This window comes from Agrobacterium sp. LR_9, from assembly GCF_041954855.1.
GTDB lineage: Bacteria > Pseudomonadota > Alphaproteobacteria > Rhizobiales > Rhizobiaceae > Agrobacterium > Agrobacterium leguminum.
Window position 1 is genome coordinate 24,429 of record NZ_JAVAYA010000020.1, and the last position, 18,745, is coordinate 43,173.

Below are 18,745 nucleotides of genomic sequence, written 5' to 3' on the forward strand. Positions count from 1 at the left end.
CCGGCGCAGGGAAAATGACCGCCGATACTGCCCTTTCCGTCATCCGAATGAAATATTGGGACGGTAGGCACCTTGCTGGAATGATTCCAAACAAGCAACGGTGGAGACAGACTATGACCGACATCGATACGAGCAAATTGTCCTGGGACGAGTGGGACGAACTGCAGAACCCGCCGCCGGCCGAAACCGATTTCGACCGCGTGGTCGAAACCGCGATTTCCCGCCGCGGCTTTCTGGGCGGCGTGCTTGCCTTCGGTTCGGCCGCGGCCGCCATGGGCACGCTCGGCAACCTGATGAGCAGCACCTCGGCCGAAGCGCAGGAAGCCGCCGTTGGCCGTTTCCCGTTCAAGCCGGTTGCCGCCGCCACCGACAACACCATCCATGTCCCGGAAGGTTATAACTGGAAGCCGCTGGCGAAATGGGGCCAGCCGCTGTTCTCCAACGTTCCCGATCTCGACCCCGCCAAGGGCGTCAGCGTTGAAAACTCCGACAAGGTCTTCGGCGAAAACACCGACGGCATGGAACTCTTCGTGGTCGGCAGCCACCAGCTAATCGCGGTCAACCATGAATATGTAAACCCCGAAATCAACCTGCCGCACACTGACAAGGGCAACCCGAAGACGGCTGACGATGTGAAGATCCTGCAGAACATGCAGGGCGTCACCGTCATGGAAGTCGCGGAAGACAAGGACGGCTGGAAGATCGTTCTCGACAGCCCCTTCAATCGCCGTATCCACCACAATACGCCGATGAAGCTTTCCGGCCCGGCCGCAGGCTCCGATCTCGTCAAGACCGCCGCCGACCCGAAGGGTGTCGACTGTCTCGGGACCTTCAACAATTGCGGCGCCGGCCGCACGCCGTGGGGCACCTATCTCACGTGCGAAGAAAACTTCAACGGCTATTTCGGCACCACCGACGCCGCCTTCAAGTTGCCTGACGACTACAAGCGTTACGGCATCGTCGCCGAGACGCGCTACGCCTATGAGAAGTTCGACGAGCGTTTCGACGTCGCCAAGAACCCCAACGAACCGCGCCGCGCCGGTTACGTGGTCGAGATCGACCCTTCGGACGCCTCCTCCACCCCGATCAAGCGCACCGCGCTTGGCCGCATCAAGCACGAAAACGCCGCCGTGGTCATCGCCCGCGATGGCCGTGTCGTCGTTTATATGGGTGACGACGAGCGTGGCGAGTTCCTCTACAAATTCGTCTCCAACGGCATTTACGTGCCGGGCGGCGACACCTCGAAGCTGCTCGACGAAGGCACGCTTTACGTCGCGAAATTCTCCGACGACGGCGCCGGTGAATGGCTCGCCCTGACGCCTGAAACCACCGGCATGAAGATCGACGAAATCTGCGTCTTCACCCGTCAGGCCGCTTCCAAGGTGGGCGCAACGACGATGGACCGCCCGGAATGGGTCGCCATCAACCCGGTCGCCATCGAAGCCTATTGCGCGCTGACCAACAACAGCCGCCGTGGCGAAATGAAGGACGGCAAGCTGCGCGCCAATGCCGGCGGCGACGCCATGACGATCAATGCCGCCAACCCGCGCGAAAAGAACGAATACGGCCAGATCGTGCGCTGGTATCCGGAAAATGACGACCACGCGGGCGGCAAGTTCAAGTGGGACCTGTTCTGCATGGCCGGCAACCCTTCCGTTCACAAGGACGCCTATGCGGGTTCTTCGAACATCAACGAAGGCAACATGTTCAATTCGCCTGACGGCATGATGTTCGATAGCACCGGTCTGCTCTGGATCCAGACCGATGGCGAGGACACCAATGAAGGCAACTTCGCCGGCCAGGGCAACAACCAGATGCTGGCGGGCGACCCGGCCACCGGCCGTATCGAGCGCTTCCTCACCGCCCCGAAGGGTTCCGAAGTCACCGGCCAGACATGGTCCGGCGACAAGCGCACCCACTTCGTCGGCATCCAGCACCCCGACGCCCCCTTCCCGGATGGCGAAGGCAAACTGCCGCGCTCGACCATCATCGCCATCAAGCGCGATGACAATGTGAAGATCGGCTAAGCCACAGACATATTGGCAACCGGATCGTCACGACAGCCGCGATCCGGTTCTACTGACGAAAACGCCGTGCGCCCGAAGGGATGCACGGCGTTTTTTCAGGCGATCAGAAAACGTTCCGGTGCACATCCGTCATCGCACGCCGCAGGTCGTCGACGGCAGAGGCCGTCGGCCCCGGCTGGTCGTTGAGCGCCGGCGGCATTTTCCAGCCGGGGTCTATGCCTTCCATATTGGGCAATTCATGAGCGATGCCTTTATGGCAATCGATGCAGGTGGCCTTGCCCGTCAGCAGATATTTGGAATGAATATCGGCGGCGCGCTGCGTCTGTTTGGTAAAGTCCATGGCGGCGGAGGAATGGCAGTTGCGGCATTCCAGGCTGTCATTGGCCTTCAGGCGCGACCATTCGTGCTGGGCAAGCTCCAGCCGCTTGTCGAGGAACTTCTTGCGCGTATCGATGGTGCCGAAAATCTTGCCCCAGACCTCCTTCGAGGCCTGCATCTTGCGGGCGATCTTGTCCGTCCACTCATGCGGCACATGGCAATCCGGACAGGAGGCGCGCACGCCGGAGCGGTTGGAGAAATGCACCGTCCGCGTCAGTTCCTCATAAACATTGGCGCGCATCTCGTGGCAGGAAATGCAGAAGGCTTCCTTGTTGGTCATTTCGAGCGCGGTGTTGAAGGCGCCCCAGAACATGACCCCGCCGACGAAACCGCCGAGGGTGAGAAAGGCGAGGCTGAGCGTGCCGGCCGGCGTCGTCAGAACCGCCCAGAGCCAGGCGAGAAGTTTTTTCACACGGGCGATCATCATTCGCTACCCGCCGGTTTGACGCCCATCTCGCTCATGTCCTGAAAGGTGTTGGGCACGAGCGGCCGTGTGTCGGCCTGCGGCACATGGCAGGCCGTGCAGAAATAGCGGCGCGGCGAAACATCCGCCAGCATCTGGCCTTCGCGCGTCATGTAATGGGTGACGCTGATCATCGGCGCGCCGGAATCCTGCGTGAATTCGCGCTTGTGACAGGAGAGACAGCGGTTGGCATTGACCGAAAGCTGGTAACCGTCGATCGAATGCGGGATCACCGGCGGCTGCTCCGGATAGGCGCGCATGCGCCTGAAATCGTCGATCACCCATTTCGGCAGGGGTTTGGCAGGTTCGGTCTGCATGGCGTCACCGCGCGGACCGGACAATTCCGGCACCATCTGCGCAACGGCCCCCGTCGCCAGCGCCACGACCAGAAGCGTGGCGGCGATCCATCCGTGTTTCCTGATCATGCGACCGGCTCTATCTTGACTGCGCATTTCTTGAAATCCGTCTGCTTGGAGATGGGATCGGTTGCGTCGAGCGTCACCTTGTTGATGAGCTGGCTGGCATCGAACCAGGGAACGAAGATGACACCGGGCGGCATGCGGTTGCGGCCGCGCGTTTCCACGCGGGAGCGTATTTCGCCACGGCGCGAAACGATGCGGATTTCCGCGCCCTGATTGAGCCCGCGCTTGCGCGCATCGTCGGCATTCATGAAACAGCGGGCGCCGGGGAAGGCCTTGTAGAGTTCCGGCACGCGCATGGTCATGGAGCCGGAATGCCAGTGCTCCAGCACGCGGCCCGTCACCAGCCAGGTATCGAATTCCGCATCCGGGGATTCCGCCGGCGGCTCGTAGGGCACGGCGATGATGACCGCCTTGCCGTCCTTGTTGCCGTAGAACTTCACGCCCTCGCCCGGTTTGACATAGGGGTCGTAACCTTCGCGGTAACGCCACAGCGTTTCCTTGCCATCCACCACCGGCCAGCGCATGCCGCGCACCTCGTGATAGGCATCGTAAGGCGCCAGATCGTGGCCGTGGCCGCGCCCGAAGGCGGCATATTCCTCGAAGAGACCCTTTTGCAGATAGAAGCCGAAGTGTTTTGCTTCCTGGTTTTCGTATTCGCCGTTGATCTCGCTTAACGGGAACTTGCCGACATCGCTGTCCTTGAAGAGCACCTCGTACAGCGTCTTGCCGCGATAGGCGGGATTGGCGTCCAGTATCTCCGCCGGCCACACCTCATCCGTGGTGAAGCGCTTGGAGAACTCCACCAGCTGCCAGAGGTCGGAACGCGCCTCGCCCGAGGCCTCGACAAGCTGGTGCCAGACATGGGTGCGCCGCTCGGCATTGCCATAGGCGCCCTCCTTCTCCACCCACATGGCGGCGGGCAGGATGAGGTCAGCGCTCATGGCCGTGATGGTCGGATAGGCATCCGAAACAACGATGAAGTTTTCCGGGTTGCGATAGCCCTGATAGGTCTCGTTCTTGGTGTTGGGACCGGCTTGGACGTTATTATTGACCTGCACCCAATAGAAATTCAGCTTGCCGTCATGCAGCATGCGGTCCTGCTGCACGGCGTGGTAACCCGGCTTTTCCGGGATGATGCCGTGCGGGATGCGCCAGATTTCCTCAGCATGTTTGCGGTGTTCCGGGTTGGTCACCGTCATGTCGGCCGGCAGGCGATGGGCGAAGGTGCCCACCTCGCGCGCCGTGCCGCAGGCCGAGGGCTGGCCGGTGAGCGAGAACGGGCTGTTGCCCGGCTCGGAAATCTTACCGGTCAAAAGATGGATGTTGTAGACCATCTGGTTGGCCCAGACGCCGCGCACATGCTGGTTGAAACCCATGGTCCACAGCGACATGACCTTGCGGTTCGGGTCCGCATAAAGCTCGGCCAGCTCCTCCAGGAAACCGGCTTCCACGCCGGTCATGGCGGCGGTCTTTTCCAGCGTGTATTCGGAGACGAATTCCTTGAAGGTCTCGAAATCGATCGCTTCGGTCTTGGTCGGATCGGCGGAATTGGCGGCATTCACCTCCACCGGATTGTCGGGCCGCAGGCCATAACCGATATCGGTGACACCGCGCACGAATTTCGTGTGGTTCTTCACGAAGTCTTCGTTGACGCGCCCGGTCTTGATGATGTGGTTGGCAATGTAATTGAGGATGACGAGATCCGTGCCCGGCTTGAAGACCATCGGAATATCGGCAAGGTCCATGCTGCGATGGGTGAAGGTCGAAAGCACCGCCACCTTCACATGGTCGAAGCCCAGACGCCGGTCGGCAATGCGCGTCCACAGAATGGGATGCATCTCCGCCATGTTCGAACCCCAGAGCACGAAGGCATCGGCATGTTCGAAATCATCGTAACAGCCCATCGGCTCGTCCATGCCGAAGGTGCGCATGAAGGCGTAAGCGGCCGACGCCATGCAGTGGCGTGCATTGGGATCGAGATTGTTGGAGCGGAAGCCGGCGCGCATCAGTTTGGTGGCCGCATAGCCTTCGAAGATCGTCCACTGGCCGGAGCCGAACATGCCAACGGCCGTCGGCCCCTTCTCCTTTAGCACCCGCTTGCACTGCTGCGCCATCACGTCAAAGGCCTCATCCCAACTCACCGGCTCGAACTCGCCGTCCTTGGCGTAGACGCCGCCTTTTTTGCGCAGAAGCGGGGTTTGCAGGCGGTCCTTGCCATACATGATCTTGGACAGGAAATAGCCCTTGATGCAGTTGAGGCCGCGATTGACCTCCGCCTGCATGTCGCCATGGGTGGCGACGACCTTGCCTTCCTTGACGCCGACCATGACGCCGCAGCCCGTGCCGCAGAAACGACAGGGCGCCTTGGACCACTTGATCTGCAATGCGGAAACCCCGCCCGGCACCGGCTGGGCGGCGGCCGGCAGGGCAATGCCCGCCGTTGCCGCCGCAATGCCGGCGGCATGGGCCTTCAATAGATCACGCCGCGTCAGTTCGCTGCTCATCGCCGCTTGTCTCCTCTGTGTCGACGTGTTCGAAAACCATGTTGGCGGCAATCACACCGTCGAGTGTCGAAATATAAGTGAGCGTATCGCCCAGCATGCCGGTGCTCGTGCCGTCTATGACGATGACAATCTTGCCGTTGCCCTCGCCATGAACCTCGACATTGTCGAGCGTTGAAAGCGTTGCCAGCACGGCGTCCCGCATCTGGGGCATCACCGCCACCACGGCGCTTGAAACATGATACCGGCCTGTATTTTCAGGCATATTGCATCTCCGTGGCTCTCTCTTTGATCTCGATCACACTGGCGGGACAGACGGACACACAAGCTCCGCAACCGGTGCAGGCATCTTCCAGCAGTTCCGGAACGAAGGGGCCGCCACGGCGGGACCGAAACCGGATAGCCTCGGTCGGGCAGGCATCGCGGCAGGCCTGACAATCGATATTGCCGAAGGCGAGACACCCCTTACCGATCGCCATGACATGATCGAAGCGCTGTGCCGCGGGGGCGGCAAAGACCGGTTCGGGACAGGCCTCCGCGCATTTGCCGCAGAAGGTGCATTCCCCGGCGGAGAAATCCACGCAAGGCAAACCGTCCGCCATGGCGATTATGCCGGTGGGACAGGCCTCGACGCATTTTGCACAACCGCTGCACGCGGCGAGGTCGCTCAACGCGACCCCGGGGGGACAGATGCGTGGTCTATTTTTTTGCCCGCCGCGCAGGAAATCGCGCCGGCTGAGAGAGACTTCCATCATCATCTCGCCCTCAATGTCCGGGCGGCCCCGGCGGGCCGTAAATGATCTGGAACATCCAGACGATAAAACCATAGGCTCCGACAAATCCGACCGCCAGAATGGGCCAGATTCCGAAGGCCAGAACGGCGAAGGTCACAAGTTCCCTCGTCCGGCTTGGCTTTTCATCTGCGTGCTGAGGCGCGACTATTTTAGGCATATTCGCGGTTCCCTATTCGGTTGGAGTTATAATCGACCAAAAAGAAAATATGTTCAACCACTTGATTTTATTGATTATTTATTAAAACTAACATTCATCAATATCCCTCCTCTAAGCCACTGATTTCACATTGTGCTTTTGCCGAAAAAATAAACAAACTCGTCGGAGCAGTGATGTCGGCGCAGCGGGGCAAGGTCTGTCTCATCCGCATGCGCCCGCCTCATCGATGCCAGGCGCGCGCATGAAAGGCACGAAGCCCTGCAACCAGACCCAGAAGCTCGCCGCCCACAAAGCGGCGCTGAGGCCATGGTGATAGGGCGATAATGTTGCGGCAAAATCGAATTCCGGCAGGATGCGCACCAGCCCGGCCATCGCCATCAGAAGGGCGGCCACATGCGCCTGCCATGGCAGATGCGTCAGATTGCGGCCCGTATGCCGCAGCCCGGCAATGATGAAGACGGCCATGATGGCGCATCCCAGCGCCCCGACCGACAACAGATGCAGCCCCGCGGCGGGCGTGACGGAAAAACCGAGCCGTGTCGCGCCGAGCGCCAGAAAACCCGCGCCCGCAAAGGCGTTGCCGAGGCCAAGCAACAGCACCTCGGTCTTGAAGACGGCACGCCCGATGAACCATTCGGCCAGCCGGTCGAAAAAGGCGGCGCCAGCCGCAAGCGAAAGCCAGGCGCAGACATCGCTTTGCGGAAAGAAAAGTATCGCCGCCATGTAAAGCGTCACCATGGCGCCCGCCATATGCTGGCGGCCGGGATGAGGCCGGTAAGGCGTGGTCTCGCCGCTCGGATCGAGCGCCAGATTGATGACGACCACATTGATACGCGCGGCGGAAAGCGAAAACAGCACGGTAAAAATGCACAGCGCCGCTTCCAGCAAGCGGGCTGCAAGTTCGAGATCGCCGCTCCACCAGGCATAACGCACACCCGCTTCAGCCGCCGTAAACAGAAGAAGCCAGATAAGGAACACCAGGTGTTTCATCGTGCGCCGCGCCAGCATCGCCCTGCCGATGAGAACAGAGAGCGCGAGCAGAAAGGCGAGATCGAAAAAACCTGCAAACAGGCTCCCTGCCTCCATCCCGAGAAGGCCGATAAGGCGGCCCGGCAGCCAGAGACCGGCGAGATGAAGCAGCGTTCGTCCCTGCGCCGGCTTCGTATCCGTCCATTCCGGCACCGCCGAGCCAAGGAAACCGGCAAGCGCCATGCCATAGGTGCCGAAGATCATTTCATGGGCATGCCATTGCGATGCAGGCACCGCATCGGCGAAAGGCAGGGCATAACCACCAATGACGATCCACAGGAAGGGCCAGCCCGCGCCGTGCAGGACGGCCAGAGGGAAAAACAGCCGTAGGGCTTCTGAAAGGATGGGGGGCTGCCTCATCGCACACGCTCCTTTGCTGAAAATAATTCGGCGAAGGCCGGGCTCTCGGACAGGCGCTCCGCTTCGTCGAAAACCGCACGCGCCATGCGCCGGCCCGGCGCACCCGCGGGCTTATGCGCGGCAACGACTCGGCCATCGACGCCGGAGAGCACGATCAGCCTGTCGGCAACAAGCAACGCCTCATGAAGATCATGGGTGACGAGAAGCGTGGAAAAACCGCGCCGACGGGCGGCGCCCACCAGAAGCTCCTGCAAATGACGGCGCAGGCCGACATCGACGGCGCTGAAGGGCTCATCCAGAAACAGCATGTCCGGCTCCACGGCGAGCGCCCGCGCAACGCCCGCGCGCTGGCGCATGCCGCCGGAGAGTTCCACCGGATATTTGCCGAAATCAGCCACCTCCAGACCGACCTCCAGCGCAAAAAGGCCCGCCCTTTCGCGCCGCTCCCGTTTCGGCATGCCGGCCGCCGCAAGGCCGTAGGCGATATTGTCGATCAATGTCATCCACGGCAGCAGCCTCGGCTCCTGAAACACCAGACCCTGCCGGCGATAATGGCGGTGCACGCGGCCGCGAACAGGATCGATGATACCGGCTGCGATCTGTAAAATCGTTGTCTTGCCGCTGCCGGAGGGGCCGAGCAGCGCCACGGTTTCCCCCGGCGCTATGCCGAGATCGAAATTCTCGAACAGGCTGCGGCCGAGAAAGGCGTGGCCGACATGTTCGAAACGCAGGATGGAACGGTCGCTCATCGCTTGACACCCCATGGCAACCCGGCGGCGCGCCAGCGTTCCAGCGCCTCGCGCAGCAGATGCAGCAGGCCGTAATCGGTGAGCAGCGCCAGCGCGACGGTGATGGCGAGCCAGGCGCTGACCTGCGCGATGTCGAACAGCGCACGTGCGGTGGCCAGTTCGCCGCCAATCCCGCCGGAATTCGAAAGGAGCTCGGCCATGACGGTTACTTTCCACGCGCTTCCCGCCGTCGTCGTCCAGGCCGGGAAGAGGTAGGAGAGCACATGCGGCATGGTGACGGTGCGCAGCCGGTAAAACCACGGAGCGCCGAAAGCCTGCGCCATCACCTCCAGCTGACGGTCCCGCTTGGCGACACCTTCCAGCGCACCGGCAAAGGACACGGGGGCCGAGGCGATGATGACGGTCATGACAGCCGTGCCGCCGGACGAGCCGAACCAGATGAGCGCCAGCACGATCCAGCCGATGGGCGGCACGCCGAGCAGAACGGTGACGACAGGCTTCATCAACCGCATGGACGCGAAGGAATAGCCCGCCAGCACGCCCGCCACCGTGCCGATGCCGGCCGCGATGGCAAAGCCGGTCAGGGCCCTGACGGCGCTCTGCGACAGGATGGCGAAGAAATCCGGCCGCGCCGCCAAAAGCCCCATTGCCGCGAAGGTCTCCCCCGGTGAAGGCAGGATGAAGGAGCCATAAATCTCATGCCCGGCCTGCCAGGCGGCGAGAAAACAGAAAATGCCTGAAAGCCCGGCCCAGCCCGCCCACAGATAGCGGCCCATCCAGCCAAGACTTTCGAGAATGCGGTTCATGCCTGCTACACCAGATAAAACCCGTCATCCGGCCGCCGGCCGCCGATGATTGCCGGGTCGGCCCTGGCAAGCTCATCGTAGAACGCCTCGAGATCGGCGCGCGCAGCGCTCGCCTTCAGGGCGCACAGATGACTTGTCGGAAAGGAGGCGGCGATGATTTCCGGCGGGAAACCCAAGGCATCGGCGGCCACAGCGGCCGCCGCCTTCGGATCGGCTACGGCGCTGGCAAGCGCCGTCTCCATGGCGTCCTGCAAAGCCTCGATGCCGGCCCTGCCGAGTTTTTGCTGGACCGGCGATGTCAAGGCGAGGCCAGCCTGCGGAATTTCAGCCTTGCCGGCCACCTTCGCCCATTCCCGCTGGATATCGATGGTGCGATGGACGGTCATGAAAAAAGACTTCGCCTTGATGAGCACGGCGGTCGCGGCCGGCTCGCTCAGCAGGGCGGCATCCACCCGTCCCGTCAGCAGCAATTGCACGGCTTCAGGCGGCGAGGCGGCATATTCCAGCTTGATGTCGCCGGGCTTCAGGCCGTTTTCGGCAACAAGGCGGCGCAGCACGAAATCGGGCATGTCGTTCTTGAACGGCAAAGCGAGGGTCTTGCCGGAAAGGCTTTGCAGGGAGTTCAGCGTCCCGTCTTTCGAAACGATATAGAGCAGGCCCGTGGTCAGCACGTTCAACAGCCCAAGGCCGAGACCGCGATTATGGAGATTGGCGACGCCGTAGCTCGGCATCACCACCGCCCCCATGGAGCCGGAGGCGACGGCGGCGCGCATTTCATCCGGCGTTCTCCAGACTTTGAAAACGGCGCCGGGTGCGACATCCTTCAGGAACCCGCCCTTTACCGCATGGGCCAGCACGGCCGACGGTGCGGCCGGAGGGCCATAAAAGGTGAGCGGCGCTTCCGCCTTCGCAACATGCGGTGCGGCAAGTGTCGCGACCGCGAGCCCGGAAAAGGCCGAAAGAGCCTGACGACGGGTGAGATGGGCCATGGTCCTGATCCTTTCGCGCCGGAAGCGCCATGATGCGCGTGACGCCCGCTCAGACCGTTTTCCGATCCCGGCGCGTCACCACCCCGGAAATGACATTTTGCAAGCGCCCGCTCTTTGCGCAGGATCAAACAGGGCCAAAAACAGGGATTATTCACCCTTCTTGAGTGAGAGCGCGTCCCGCAGGAGCCGCGAGCCCTCCTGAGCGGCGGCGGCGATATCGAGAAACATCAGGCTTGCGGTTTCAACCACGCCTTGATCCACCGTGTCGTCTTCGGCGAAATCGCAGAGCATCTCGGTCAAGAGCGCGATCTTGCGACGCTCCTCGCGGGCGGCGGCCAGAAGCTTGACGATATTGCGCTGGCGCTCGAAATCCTCGAGTTCGCGCAGCGCCTCGTGCACCCTGTCGCGGCAGCTGCAATCAAGCGCGCTCTGCAAGACAATATCGCGCACCAGATGGATTGCCGCCGCGATATCCGCTCCGCCCGGTGCCGCTGCGGGCAGCGTTTGCTCGCTTTGCCCGTTCGTCGTCATGCATTCACCCCGTGCGCCGTGTTGCGGGCACGGGCGATCCAGGCCGCCCCTTCCTGCCCGTGGTGAAAACCATTGGAAAAGGGCACGTCCAGATAGATTTGTCCGAGACGTGCAACACCGTCCTCCGCCTCCCGCCTGCCGGCCAGAACATCGTCATGGATTTGCGCCACCGCAACCATGTCGCAGTCCTGCGGCGACAGCCGGAAGCGGGAAATGCCGGCGGCGGCCAGATCCTGCAATTCGCCAAGCAGCGACTGGCAGGTATGCGACACCGTCTGCACGCCGTTCAGCGCCAGAAACGACTGCCGGTCGAGCGTGCGTACCGGCAATCCATCCGGATCGTCGCCGCAAACGAACTGGCAATTATCCTTGATATTGCCCTTGGCGCGGGCATGGGCGCAGCGCGCCGAAATGGCGAGCGGCAGGCGGCCGAAGGCGAAGATCTCGAAGTCCACATCAGGCGTCTGCGCCACGATGCGCTCCACCGAGTTCATCGGCAGTTCCGGCGGCAGGCATATGGCGCTCGCGCCGCGAGACGACAGCAACCGCGCGGTCGCGGCATTATAGACATTCACCATTGGCCCGACGACATGCGGCGTGCCGTGCAACATGCCGAGCGCGGAAAGATCGTTCGCCTCGACGGGATAGGGACTATCGGCGATCAGGCCTCGCAGGTGGCGGCTTTCCCGCTCCAGCGTCACCAGCGAAAGCGTCGAGAGGATCACCTGTTTTCCCGCACTTTCCAGCCGCTCGATCACCTCTGCCAGATGCGGCTCGGTGAAATGAAACCGTTTGGAGCAGACGGTTTCACCGAGATAGACATGGCTGACGGGCGCTTCATCGGCGATGCGGAAATAGAAATCGCGCCATTTCTCCCCCTGCCAGAGATAGAGGACCGGGCCGAGCGCCAATGTGGCTTTTGCGGGTTTTGCCATCGCCGTCATCTCCAGCGTTTCTCATAAGCGCCGACGGTAGTGCGCTGGCCTTCGCTCAGGAGCCGCAGGCGGGAAAGCAGCCTGCCACGCTCCTCCGCACCGGCGGCCAGCGCCCGGTGCAGGGTGGAAACCACTTCCGCCACATAGGCCTTGCCGCGCTGGCGGCCCTCGATCTTCAGCGCGCTGACCCCTGCCTCGCGCAAGGCATCGATCTGGTCCATCACATCAAGCGACACCGGATCCTCAAAGGCATAGGACCTGTCATCGGCGATCTCGAAACGGCCCTTGCACAGCGTGGGGTAACCCGCCGCCTCGCCGGCCGGAAAACGGTTGATGGTGTAATCGCCAAGTTCCGACACCAGCGCCTGCCCGTCCTGCCGGTAGCGGACGTGGCTTGCCGGCGAGCAGACGCCGTTCATGTTGGGTGACTTGCCTGTGGCGTAAGACGAGAGCGAGCAGCGTCCCTCCGCCATGACGCAGAGACCGCCGAACACGAAGATTTCGATCTCACAGCGGATTTGCCGCGCCAGCCGGGCGATGTCGGGGATAGTCAGGGTGCGCGGCAGCACCACGCGTTTCGCGCCGAAGGCATCGACGAGGAAATTCACCGCGTCCGCATTGGAGGCGGAGGCCTGCACGGAGACGTGGATACGCTGCTGCGGATGATGTTCCGCCACATGCGCCATCAGGCCGAAATCGGCAAGGATAAGCGCGTCCGCCCCCGCCTTAACCGCATCGGCCGCGCTGCGATACCAGATATCCTCATGCCCGGCGCGCATGAAGGTGTTGAGCGCCACGAAGGTCTGGACACCGCGCTTTTTCGCGTAAACGATGGCCTCAGCGAGTTCCTCGCGGGAAAAATTAAGGCCGGGGAAGTTGCGGGCATTGGTTTCATCCCGAAACCCGCAATAGACCGCATCCGCCCCGGCATCCACGGCCTCGCGAAAGGCGGCGGGCGTTCCTGCAGGACAGATCAGTTCCATGCCTCACCTCCCCGTGTTTCGGATAGAACATGGCCGCGCAGGCGGTTCGCAAGGCCCGTTACCATTGGCGCGAAAGGCCCGGCAAATGCACCGAGATCGCGCGGCAGATCGATGCCGCTATCGTCAAGCGCATTGCGTAGCGCCAGCATCGCCTCCATGTCGCCGGTGACGCTGAGATCGCGCGAGAAGAACAGCGCATCGGCATCCTGCCGCCCCTCCATCAGCGCAAGCAGCATGAAAAGCGGCCCTTCCACCGCCGCATCCACCTTCGGCAAGTGGGCCTTGCGGCTGACGGTGATGGCGGGACCTGCCGGCTCGACCATGAAGGCGAAGGGGAGATCGACGGGCAGAAAGGCGTAGCGCTTGCCACGATGTTCACCGAGCCGGACGAACACATCCGGATGCCGCTTCATGATCTGCGCCAGCATCGCCGCCGTCGCTCGCTGCACCACGGCAATGGGCAGGAAATTCATGGGGCGGGCGATGGCGGCGGGAAAAGGTCTCATGGAAGGTCCTGTCGGCTCAGTTGCGGGCGGCAACCTAACCGCAGCGCGCGGATGGCGGTTTGAGCGAACGCAAAGACAGGGAAATTTTCGGGTGCGCCTTCACAAAAGCCGCTATAATTCATTCACTTGCCAAGCGATGGAGGCCGCCCGTGTCCGATTTAAGGGTCAAACGGATTTACGAACCCGCCAGCGACGATGACGGCGCGCGCATTCTGGTGGACCGGCTCTGGCCGCGCGGCATGAGCAAGGAAAATGCAAAGCTTTCCCTGTGGATGAAGGACATCGCGCCCAGCAACGAATTGCGCAAGAACTTCTCCCATATGCCGTCTCGCTTTGAGGAATTCACCCGGCATTATCATGAGGAGCTTTCCGCCAATCCCGATGCCGTGGCACACATGAAGGAGCTGATGGCGAAGGGCCGGGTCACGCTGCTTTATGCCGCCCACGATACCGAACACAACCACGCCCTGGTTCTCGCCGACTATCTTCGTTCGCACTGAGCCGCATTTGCGGCAGCGCAAGGACATGCCGCACTGGCGCCTGCAAACAGGCGGCATGAGAGACGAAGAAACAGAAACGAGACCCGTCCGCACCGCCGATCTGCACGGTTTCATCCGGTTGCTGGAAGAACGTGGGCAGCTGCGGCGAATCCGCCAGCCGGTATCGCTGGTGCACGAAATCACCGAAATCCACCGCCGCGTGCTTGCCGGTGGCGGGCCGGCGCTGCTGTTCGAGCAACCCGTCGACCATGAGGGCAAGGTGCGGGAAATGCCGCTGCTTGCCAATCTGTTTGGCACGCGACGGCGCATCGAGTGGGGGCTCGGGGTGGAGACTGGCGGCCTGCCCGCACTTGGACAAAAGCTCGCCGAATTACGCGAGCCACGGCCGCCGAAATCCATGGCGGAAGCGTGGGGTAAGCTACCTCTTCTGAGAGCAGCACTTTCCATGCGGCCACGAAACGTCTCGCGCGCGCCGGTGCAGGAGAAGGTGCTGACGGGTGAAGCAGTCGATCTTGCCCGCCTGCCGGTGCAATGGTGCTGGCCGGGCGAGCCGGCCCCGCTCATCACCTGGCCGCTGGTTATCACCCGTTCGCCTGACGATCCCGACGATATCAATGTCGGCATCTACCGCATGCAGGTGTTGGGACCGGACAGGGTGATCATGCGCTGGCTGGCGCATCGCGGCGGCGCGCATCACCACCGGTTGTGGCGTGCGCGCGGGCTGGATATGCCCGTTACCGTCGCCATTGGGGCCGATCCCGCCACCATTCTTTCCGCCGTGATGCCGCTTCCCGACCATATCAGCGAGCTTGGCTTCTCCGGCCTGCTGCGCGGCTCGAAAAGCCGCATCGCAAAAGCTTTAACCGTGCCGATGCCGGTGCCGGCCAATGCCGAGATCGTGCTGGAGGGCACCGTTTCGGCAACGGAAACGGCACTCGAAGGCCCCTATGGCGACCATACCGGCTATTATAATTCGGTCGAATCCTTTCCGGTCATGACGCTCTCGGCCATCACCATGCGTCGCGATCCGATCTATCTTTCCACCTATACCGGCCGGCCGCCGGATGAGCCTTCTGTTCTCGGCGAGGCCATGCTCGAGATTTTCCTGCCGCTCGTGAAAAAGCAGTTTACGGAAATCGTCGATCTGTGGATGCCGCCGGAGGCCTGTTCCTACCGCATCATGGTCGCCTCCATCGACAAGCGTTACCCGGGGCAGACAAAGCGGGTGATGATGGGGCTCTGGTCGATGTTGCCGCAGTTCAGCTATGTAAAGCTCATCATTCTGGTCGATCGCGACATCAATGTGCGCAACTGGGCGGATGTCATCTGGGCGCTCTCCACCCGCTTCGACGCCTCGCGCGATGCAACGATCATCAACGATACGCCCATCGATTATCTCGACTTCGCCTCTCCTAAAGCCGGTCTCGGCGGCAAGATGGGGCTGGACGCCACCCGCAAGCTGCCGCCGGAAACGGAGCGCGAATGGGGCCGCGTGCTATCCATGACGCCTGACGTGATCGCGAAAGTCGATCTGATGTGGCGTGATCTCGGCCTTGGAGACCGGCCATGATCCCGTGCCGCGTCGTGGTCGGCGTCACCGGCGCCTCGGGCGCCGGCATCGCCCTGCGCATTATCGAGCGCCTTGCCGGGATGAAAAGCGTCGAAATCCATCTCGTCCTGTCGCAATCCGCCAGACGCACCGTGTTGCATGAGGAAGGGGCGCAAGCCATGGGGCGGATGTTGTCGCTCGCCGGCTTCAATCACGCCATCGACGATATCGGCGCTGCGATTGCCAGCGGCTCCTTCCCGACGGCCGGCATGATCGTCGCCCCCTGCTCCATGCGCACACTTGCGGCCATTGCAACCGGGCTTTCGGACAATCTCCTCACCCGCGCCGCCGATGTGCATTTGAAAGAACGTCGGAAACTTGTGCTGATGACGCGCGAGACGCCGCTGCATATCATCCATCTGCGCAACATGTGCACGGTGACGGAGGCAGGTGCGATCGTCATGCCGCCGGTGCCGGCCTTTTATAACAGGCCGCAAAGCGTCAACGATATTGTCGACCAGCTCGCCGCCCGCGCCATCGACCAGCTCGGCATCGCTTCCGCGCCGCAGGCGCCGATATGGCAGCCGCATATGGTGAAGACGTCGTGAGCCATCAAAGATAGGCCATCGGGTCAGCACCAAAGAGCGCGGCATGGCCGCCGGCCAGCAGCCACCACACCGTCAACCCTGTCAGCGCTGCGGCTAACAGCATCGGCCCGTCCACGACGAGACGCGTTTTGCCTGATAGGATTGCTGCGAAAGGGATCGTTGCATTTTTAGCAGCCGCCGCGCTCCATGCATTACCCAGTCTTTTCCGCGCGCGTTTTTCGGTCATGGCCATTCCGCCGAGCGAAAACAGTGCAAAGCCGCCGAACAGGATGACGGAGCGCAGATCGCCATTCGGCACGACATGCCCCAACGACCAGCATAGAAAGCCGACGAGTACCGGGTGCCGCGTGATGCGCACGATTGCCCCCGGTCTATCTCCCTGCCGCACGGAAATGGAAAGCGGATTGACGCTGAAAAGGCCAGCCAGCACGAAAAACAGGCCAATTGGTGCAGCGAGAAACGTGACATGCGCCTGCCAGGGCGCGACATCCCAAAGCGGAATATAATCGACCGACAGCGCGGCATAAAATACCCAGCCCAGCGTCAGAAGCGAGACCACGGAATAAGCCCCGAAATAGGCGGGCCTGCCGATGGTCGCAATCAGCCGGCCGCGCACGGCAGGCACGGCGGGAATGGAATGCAGCGCCACGAAAAGCGAAAGAGCGGCGACAAGTTCAAGCATGCGACTGCCTTCTCACTGGTTCAGGAACAGCACAGAAGCAATGGCCACGGAGGCAAGCACGGCGGAGACCGCACCCATGCGCTGCAACACACCCATACGGTACAACAGCACCGCAAAGCCAATGATAATAGGGGTTGCGACAATCAGCCCGACCTGCGCGTCGTTCATGGGAAGCTCCATTTTCCAGAGTTGCGCTTTGTCATGACAATAGGGCTTTGCACGCTCCCTTCTTTGACCGACCGCAAAGAAGCGGGGTTTGAGGACGCCTAAGCGTGGCTTGCTGTTTTACAATTACGGACAAGACCATGGCGATAAATACGGAAGAGGAAAGCGGAAACCTGCTTTTGTGGATTCTGGTCTGGAGCGAACTTGCCGCTTTCGGCGCGCTGACAGGCGCATTCATCATCGCCTTCGCCCTCAATCCCGAGGCCTTCGCCGCCGCGCGCCAACATCTGCAGCCCCAACTTGCCGGCCTCAACACACTGATTTTACTGGCAAGCGGCTGGCAGGCGGCCGTCGCGGCCAGCCGCTACACCGCGCTGCCGGGAAGAAGGCGGGCGCTCGCGCTTGCCGGCCTGCTGGGCTTCGCTTTCGTCGGCGTAAAACTCTATGAATACTCCACCGAAATCGCCTTCGCCTCCGATCCCGCCCATGGCGCATTCTTCGAGCTCTATTTCCTGCTCACCGGCTTCCACCTGCTGCATGTCGTCTTCGTGGCCGTGCTGCTGTTTCTGGTCGCAGTCTTCCCGAAAAACGAGAACGTCACGCTGGTGACGACGCTGTGGCATGTGATCGATCTCGTCTGGATCGTCATTTTTCCCGTTATTTATCTGGTTTGACATCATGATCCACCGCACCTCCCGCCAGCTTGCGAGAAGTTTTGCAGCACTCGCCATTCTCGTTCTCGCCGGTACGGCCGTCGTGACATCGTGGAAAGCGGCGCTTCTGCCGCCGGTCGCCGCCGCCTGCCTGATGCTGCTTTTCGCGCTTCTGAAATCCAGACGCGTCATCGACGATTTTCTGGGTTTTGACGAAGAGCGTGGCCTGCTGCGCACAGCACTTCTGGCATGGCTGGCCATCTTTGCCGCCGCAGCCCTGTTGCGGGCGTTCCTGCAGGGGATTTTGTCGCTCTGAAAAGGCGGACCACACCACCTCTCCACTTGTTTGCCAAATGGCAAAGAACGCCGGCGGCCAGCGGCTAGAAAGGGGCGAGACCCGAAGCATGCTGGCAAATCCCGGCATGAGGGTTCGATCAAGCCAGTCCGCATAAGCGGTCTTCCGGATGGAAAGGACCATTGGCATGGCAGAACGCCTGACCAAAACAGGAGCGCGAAACGTCTTTTACGGCGGCTCCATCTTCTTCTTCGCCATATTCGTCGGGCTGACGGCCCATAGCCATTATTACATGCGCACCACCTCTACGGATGAAAGCACGCTGACGGAAAGCGTCGCGCGCGGCAAACATGTGTGGGAGAAAAACTCCTGCATCAACTGTCACACGCTGCTCGGCGAAGGCGCCTATTTCGCGCCCGAACTCGGCAATGTCTGGAAGCGCTATGGCGGCGTGGAAGACAAGGAAGCGGCGCGCGATTCCATCAAGGCCTGGATGGCCGCCCAGCCCACCGGCATCGAGGGCCGCCGCCAGATGCCGCAGTTCAATCTCACCGAACAGGAACTCGATGATCTCGTCGACTTCCTCGAATGGACGAGCCGGATCAAGACGCAGAACTGGCCGCCGAACGATGCGGGTTGAGGCTGACGGCAAGGAGATGACGA

23 protein-coding genes are annotated in these 18,745 nt (G+C 61.8%); 7 read left to right on the plus strand and 16 right to left on the minus strand.

Annotated features, from left to right (window positions below):
* Positions 1-113: 113 nt before the first annotated feature.
* Positions 114-2,027, plus strand: coding sequence for a PhoX family phosphatase (locus tag RAC79_RS19960; RefSeq protein WP_374997447.1), 1,914 nt, complete (start codon positions 114-116; stop codon positions 2,025-2,027).
* 103 nt (positions 2,028-2,130) lie between these two features.
* Here the strand turns inward: RAC79_RS19960 and RAC79_RS19965 are convergent, their stop codons facing one another.
* From RAC79_RS19965 to RAC79_RS20030, 14 genes are all read right to left on the minus strand, one after another.
* Entirely contained in the window at positions 2,131-2,826 is a 696-nt protein-coding gene (locus tag RAC79_RS19965) for a cytochrome c3 family protein (protein WP_269313700.1), read from the minus strand.
* A gap of 2 nt (positions 2,827-2,828) precedes the next feature.
* Entirely contained in the window at positions 2,829-3,320 is a 492-nt protein-coding gene (locus tag RAC79_RS19970) for a nitrate reductase cytochrome c-type subunit (protein WP_374997448.1), read from the minus strand.
* On the minus strand, positions 3,290-5,794 hold the full coding sequence (napA, locus tag RAC79_RS19975; RefSeq protein WP_078053271.1) for a periplasmic nitrate reductase subunit alpha: 2,505 nt from the start codon (positions 5,792-5,794) through the stop codon (positions 3,290-3,292). The genes RAC79_RS19970 and napA overlap by 31 nt, the downstream gene beginning before the upstream one ends.
* The gene (locus RAC79_RS19980; RefSeq protein WP_003520944.1) at positions 5,769-6,056 is read right to left on the minus strand and encodes a chaperone NapD; all 288 of its coding nucleotides are present in this window, start codon (positions 6,054-6,056) and stop codon (positions 5,769-5,771) included. The genes napA and RAC79_RS19980 overlap by 26 nt, the downstream gene beginning before the upstream one ends.
* On the minus strand, positions 6,049-6,549 hold the full coding sequence (locus tag RAC79_RS19985) for a ferredoxin-type protein NapF (RefSeq protein WP_374997449.1): 501 nt from the start codon (positions 6,547-6,549) through the stop codon (positions 6,049-6,051). Before RAC79_RS19985 ends, RAC79_RS19980 begins: the two co-directional genes overlap by 8 nt.
* Positions 6,550-6,556: 7 nt before the next feature.
* Entirely contained in the window at positions 6,557-6,742 is a 186-nt protein-coding gene (napE, locus tag RAC79_RS19990) for a periplasmic nitrate reductase, NapE protein (RefSeq protein ID WP_003585411.1), read from the minus strand.
* Between the two features lie 201 nt (positions 6,743-6,943).
* A complete protein-coding gene (locus tag RAC79_RS19995) occupies positions 6,944-8,131 on the minus strand; it encodes an NnrS family protein (protein ID WP_374997450.1) in 1,188 nt (395 codons plus the stop codon).
* Positions 8,128-8,880 (minus strand): ATP-binding cassette domain-containing protein, encoded by a 753-nt coding sequence (locus RAC79_RS20000; protein ID WP_080857851.1) that lies wholly within the window; start codon positions 8,878-8,880, stop codon positions 8,128-8,130. Before RAC79_RS20000 ends, RAC79_RS19995 begins: the two co-directional genes overlap by 4 nt.
* The gene (locus RAC79_RS20005) at positions 8,877-9,686 is read right to left on the minus strand and encodes an ABC transporter permease (RefSeq protein ID WP_080857850.1); all 810 of its coding nucleotides are present in this window, start codon (positions 9,684-9,686) and stop codon (positions 8,877-8,879) included. The genes RAC79_RS20000 and RAC79_RS20005 overlap by 4 nt, the downstream gene beginning before the upstream one ends.
* Before the next feature lie 5 nt (positions 9,687-9,691).
* Positions 9,692-10,675: an ABC transporter substrate-binding protein gene (locus RAC79_RS20010; RefSeq protein WP_374997451.1), complete on the minus strand. Its 984-nt coding sequence runs from the start codon at positions 10,673-10,675 to the stop codon at positions 9,692-9,694.
* A gap of 147 nt (positions 10,676-10,822) precedes the next feature.
* On the minus strand, positions 10,823-11,206 hold the full coding sequence (locus RAC79_RS20015; RefSeq protein WP_374997452.1) for a hypothetical protein: 384 nt from the start codon (positions 11,204-11,206) through the stop codon (positions 10,823-10,825).
* Positions 11,203-12,141, minus strand: a complete 939-nt coding sequence (locus tag RAC79_RS20020; protein WP_374997453.1) for a U32 family peptidase — start codon at positions 12,139-12,141, stop codon at positions 11,203-11,205. The genes RAC79_RS20015 and RAC79_RS20020 overlap by 4 nt, the downstream gene beginning before the upstream one ends.
* Before the next feature lie 5 nt (positions 12,142-12,146).
* The gene (locus RAC79_RS20025) at positions 12,147-13,124 is read right to left on the minus strand and encodes a peptidase U32 family protein (RefSeq protein ID WP_374997454.1); all 978 of its coding nucleotides are present in this window, start codon (positions 13,122-13,124) and stop codon (positions 12,147-12,149) included.
* Entirely contained in the window at positions 13,115-13,630 is a 516-nt protein-coding gene (locus RAC79_RS20030; RefSeq protein WP_338808726.1) for an SCP2 domain-containing protein, read from the minus strand. The genes RAC79_RS20025 and RAC79_RS20030 overlap by 10 nt, the downstream gene beginning before the upstream one ends.
* A gap of 149 nt (positions 13,631-13,779) precedes the next feature.
* On the opposite strand from RAC79_RS20030, the gene RAC79_RS20035 reads away from it, so the two are divergent.
* Genes RAC79_RS20035 through RAC79_RS20045 form a run of 3 tightly spaced genes read left to right on the plus strand, consistent with a single transcriptional unit; the run spans position 13,780 to position 16,287 of the window.
* On the plus strand, positions 13,780-14,130 hold the full coding sequence (locus tag RAC79_RS20035) for a DUF488 domain-containing protein (RefSeq protein WP_374997455.1): 351 nt from the start codon (positions 13,780-13,782) through the stop codon (positions 14,128-14,130).
* A gap of 55 nt (positions 14,131-14,185) precedes the next feature.
* Positions 14,186-15,700 carry a UbiD family decarboxylase gene (locus RAC79_RS20040; RefSeq protein WP_374997456.1) on the plus strand — a complete coding sequence of 505 codons (1,515 nt, stop codon included), beginning with the start codon at positions 14,186-14,188 and terminating at the stop codon, positions 15,698-15,700.
* Positions 15,697-16,287, plus strand: a complete 591-nt coding sequence (locus tag RAC79_RS20045; RefSeq protein ID WP_374997457.1) for a UbiX family flavin prenyltransferase — start codon at positions 15,697-15,699, stop codon at positions 16,285-16,287. The genes RAC79_RS20040 and RAC79_RS20045 overlap by 4 nt, the downstream gene beginning before the upstream one ends.
* Positions 16,288-16,291: 4 nt before the next feature.
* On the opposite strand, the gene RAC79_RS20050 is transcribed toward RAC79_RS20045, so the two are convergent.
* The gene (locus RAC79_RS20050) at positions 16,292-16,969 is read right to left on the minus strand and encodes an NnrU family protein (RefSeq protein WP_080857843.1); all 678 of its coding nucleotides are present in this window, start codon (positions 16,967-16,969) and stop codon (positions 16,292-16,294) included.
* 12 nt (positions 16,970-16,981) lie between these two features.
* Positions 16,982-17,137, minus strand: a complete 156-nt coding sequence (locus tag RAC79_RS20055; protein WP_003520964.1) for a hypothetical protein — start codon at positions 17,135-17,137, stop codon at positions 16,982-16,984.
* 137 nt (positions 17,138-17,274) lie between these two features.
* On the opposite strand from RAC79_RS20055, the gene RAC79_RS20060 reads away from it, so the two are divergent.
* The 3 genes from RAC79_RS20060 to RAC79_RS20070 all read left to right on the plus strand — a co-directional run bounded on the left by RAC79_RS20060 (position 17,275) and on the right by RAC79_RS20070 (position 18,722).
* Positions 17,275-17,808, plus strand: coding sequence for a cytochrome c oxidase subunit 3 (locus RAC79_RS20060; RefSeq protein ID WP_174037556.1), 534 nt, complete (start codon positions 17,275-17,277; stop codon positions 17,806-17,808).
* Positions 17,809-17,812: 4 nt separating this feature from the next.
* Positions 17,813-18,103 (plus strand): hypothetical protein, encoded by a 291-nt coding sequence (locus RAC79_RS20065; RefSeq protein WP_374997458.1) that lies wholly within the window; start codon positions 17,813-17,815, stop codon positions 18,101-18,103.
* Positions 18,104-18,269: 166 nt separating this feature from the next.
* Positions 18,270-18,722 carry a cytochrome c gene (locus RAC79_RS20070; RefSeq protein WP_003520968.1) on the plus strand — a complete coding sequence of 151 codons (453 nt, stop codon included), beginning with the start codon at positions 18,270-18,272 and terminating at the stop codon, positions 18,720-18,722.
* Positions 18,723-18,745: the final 23 nt, after the last annotated feature.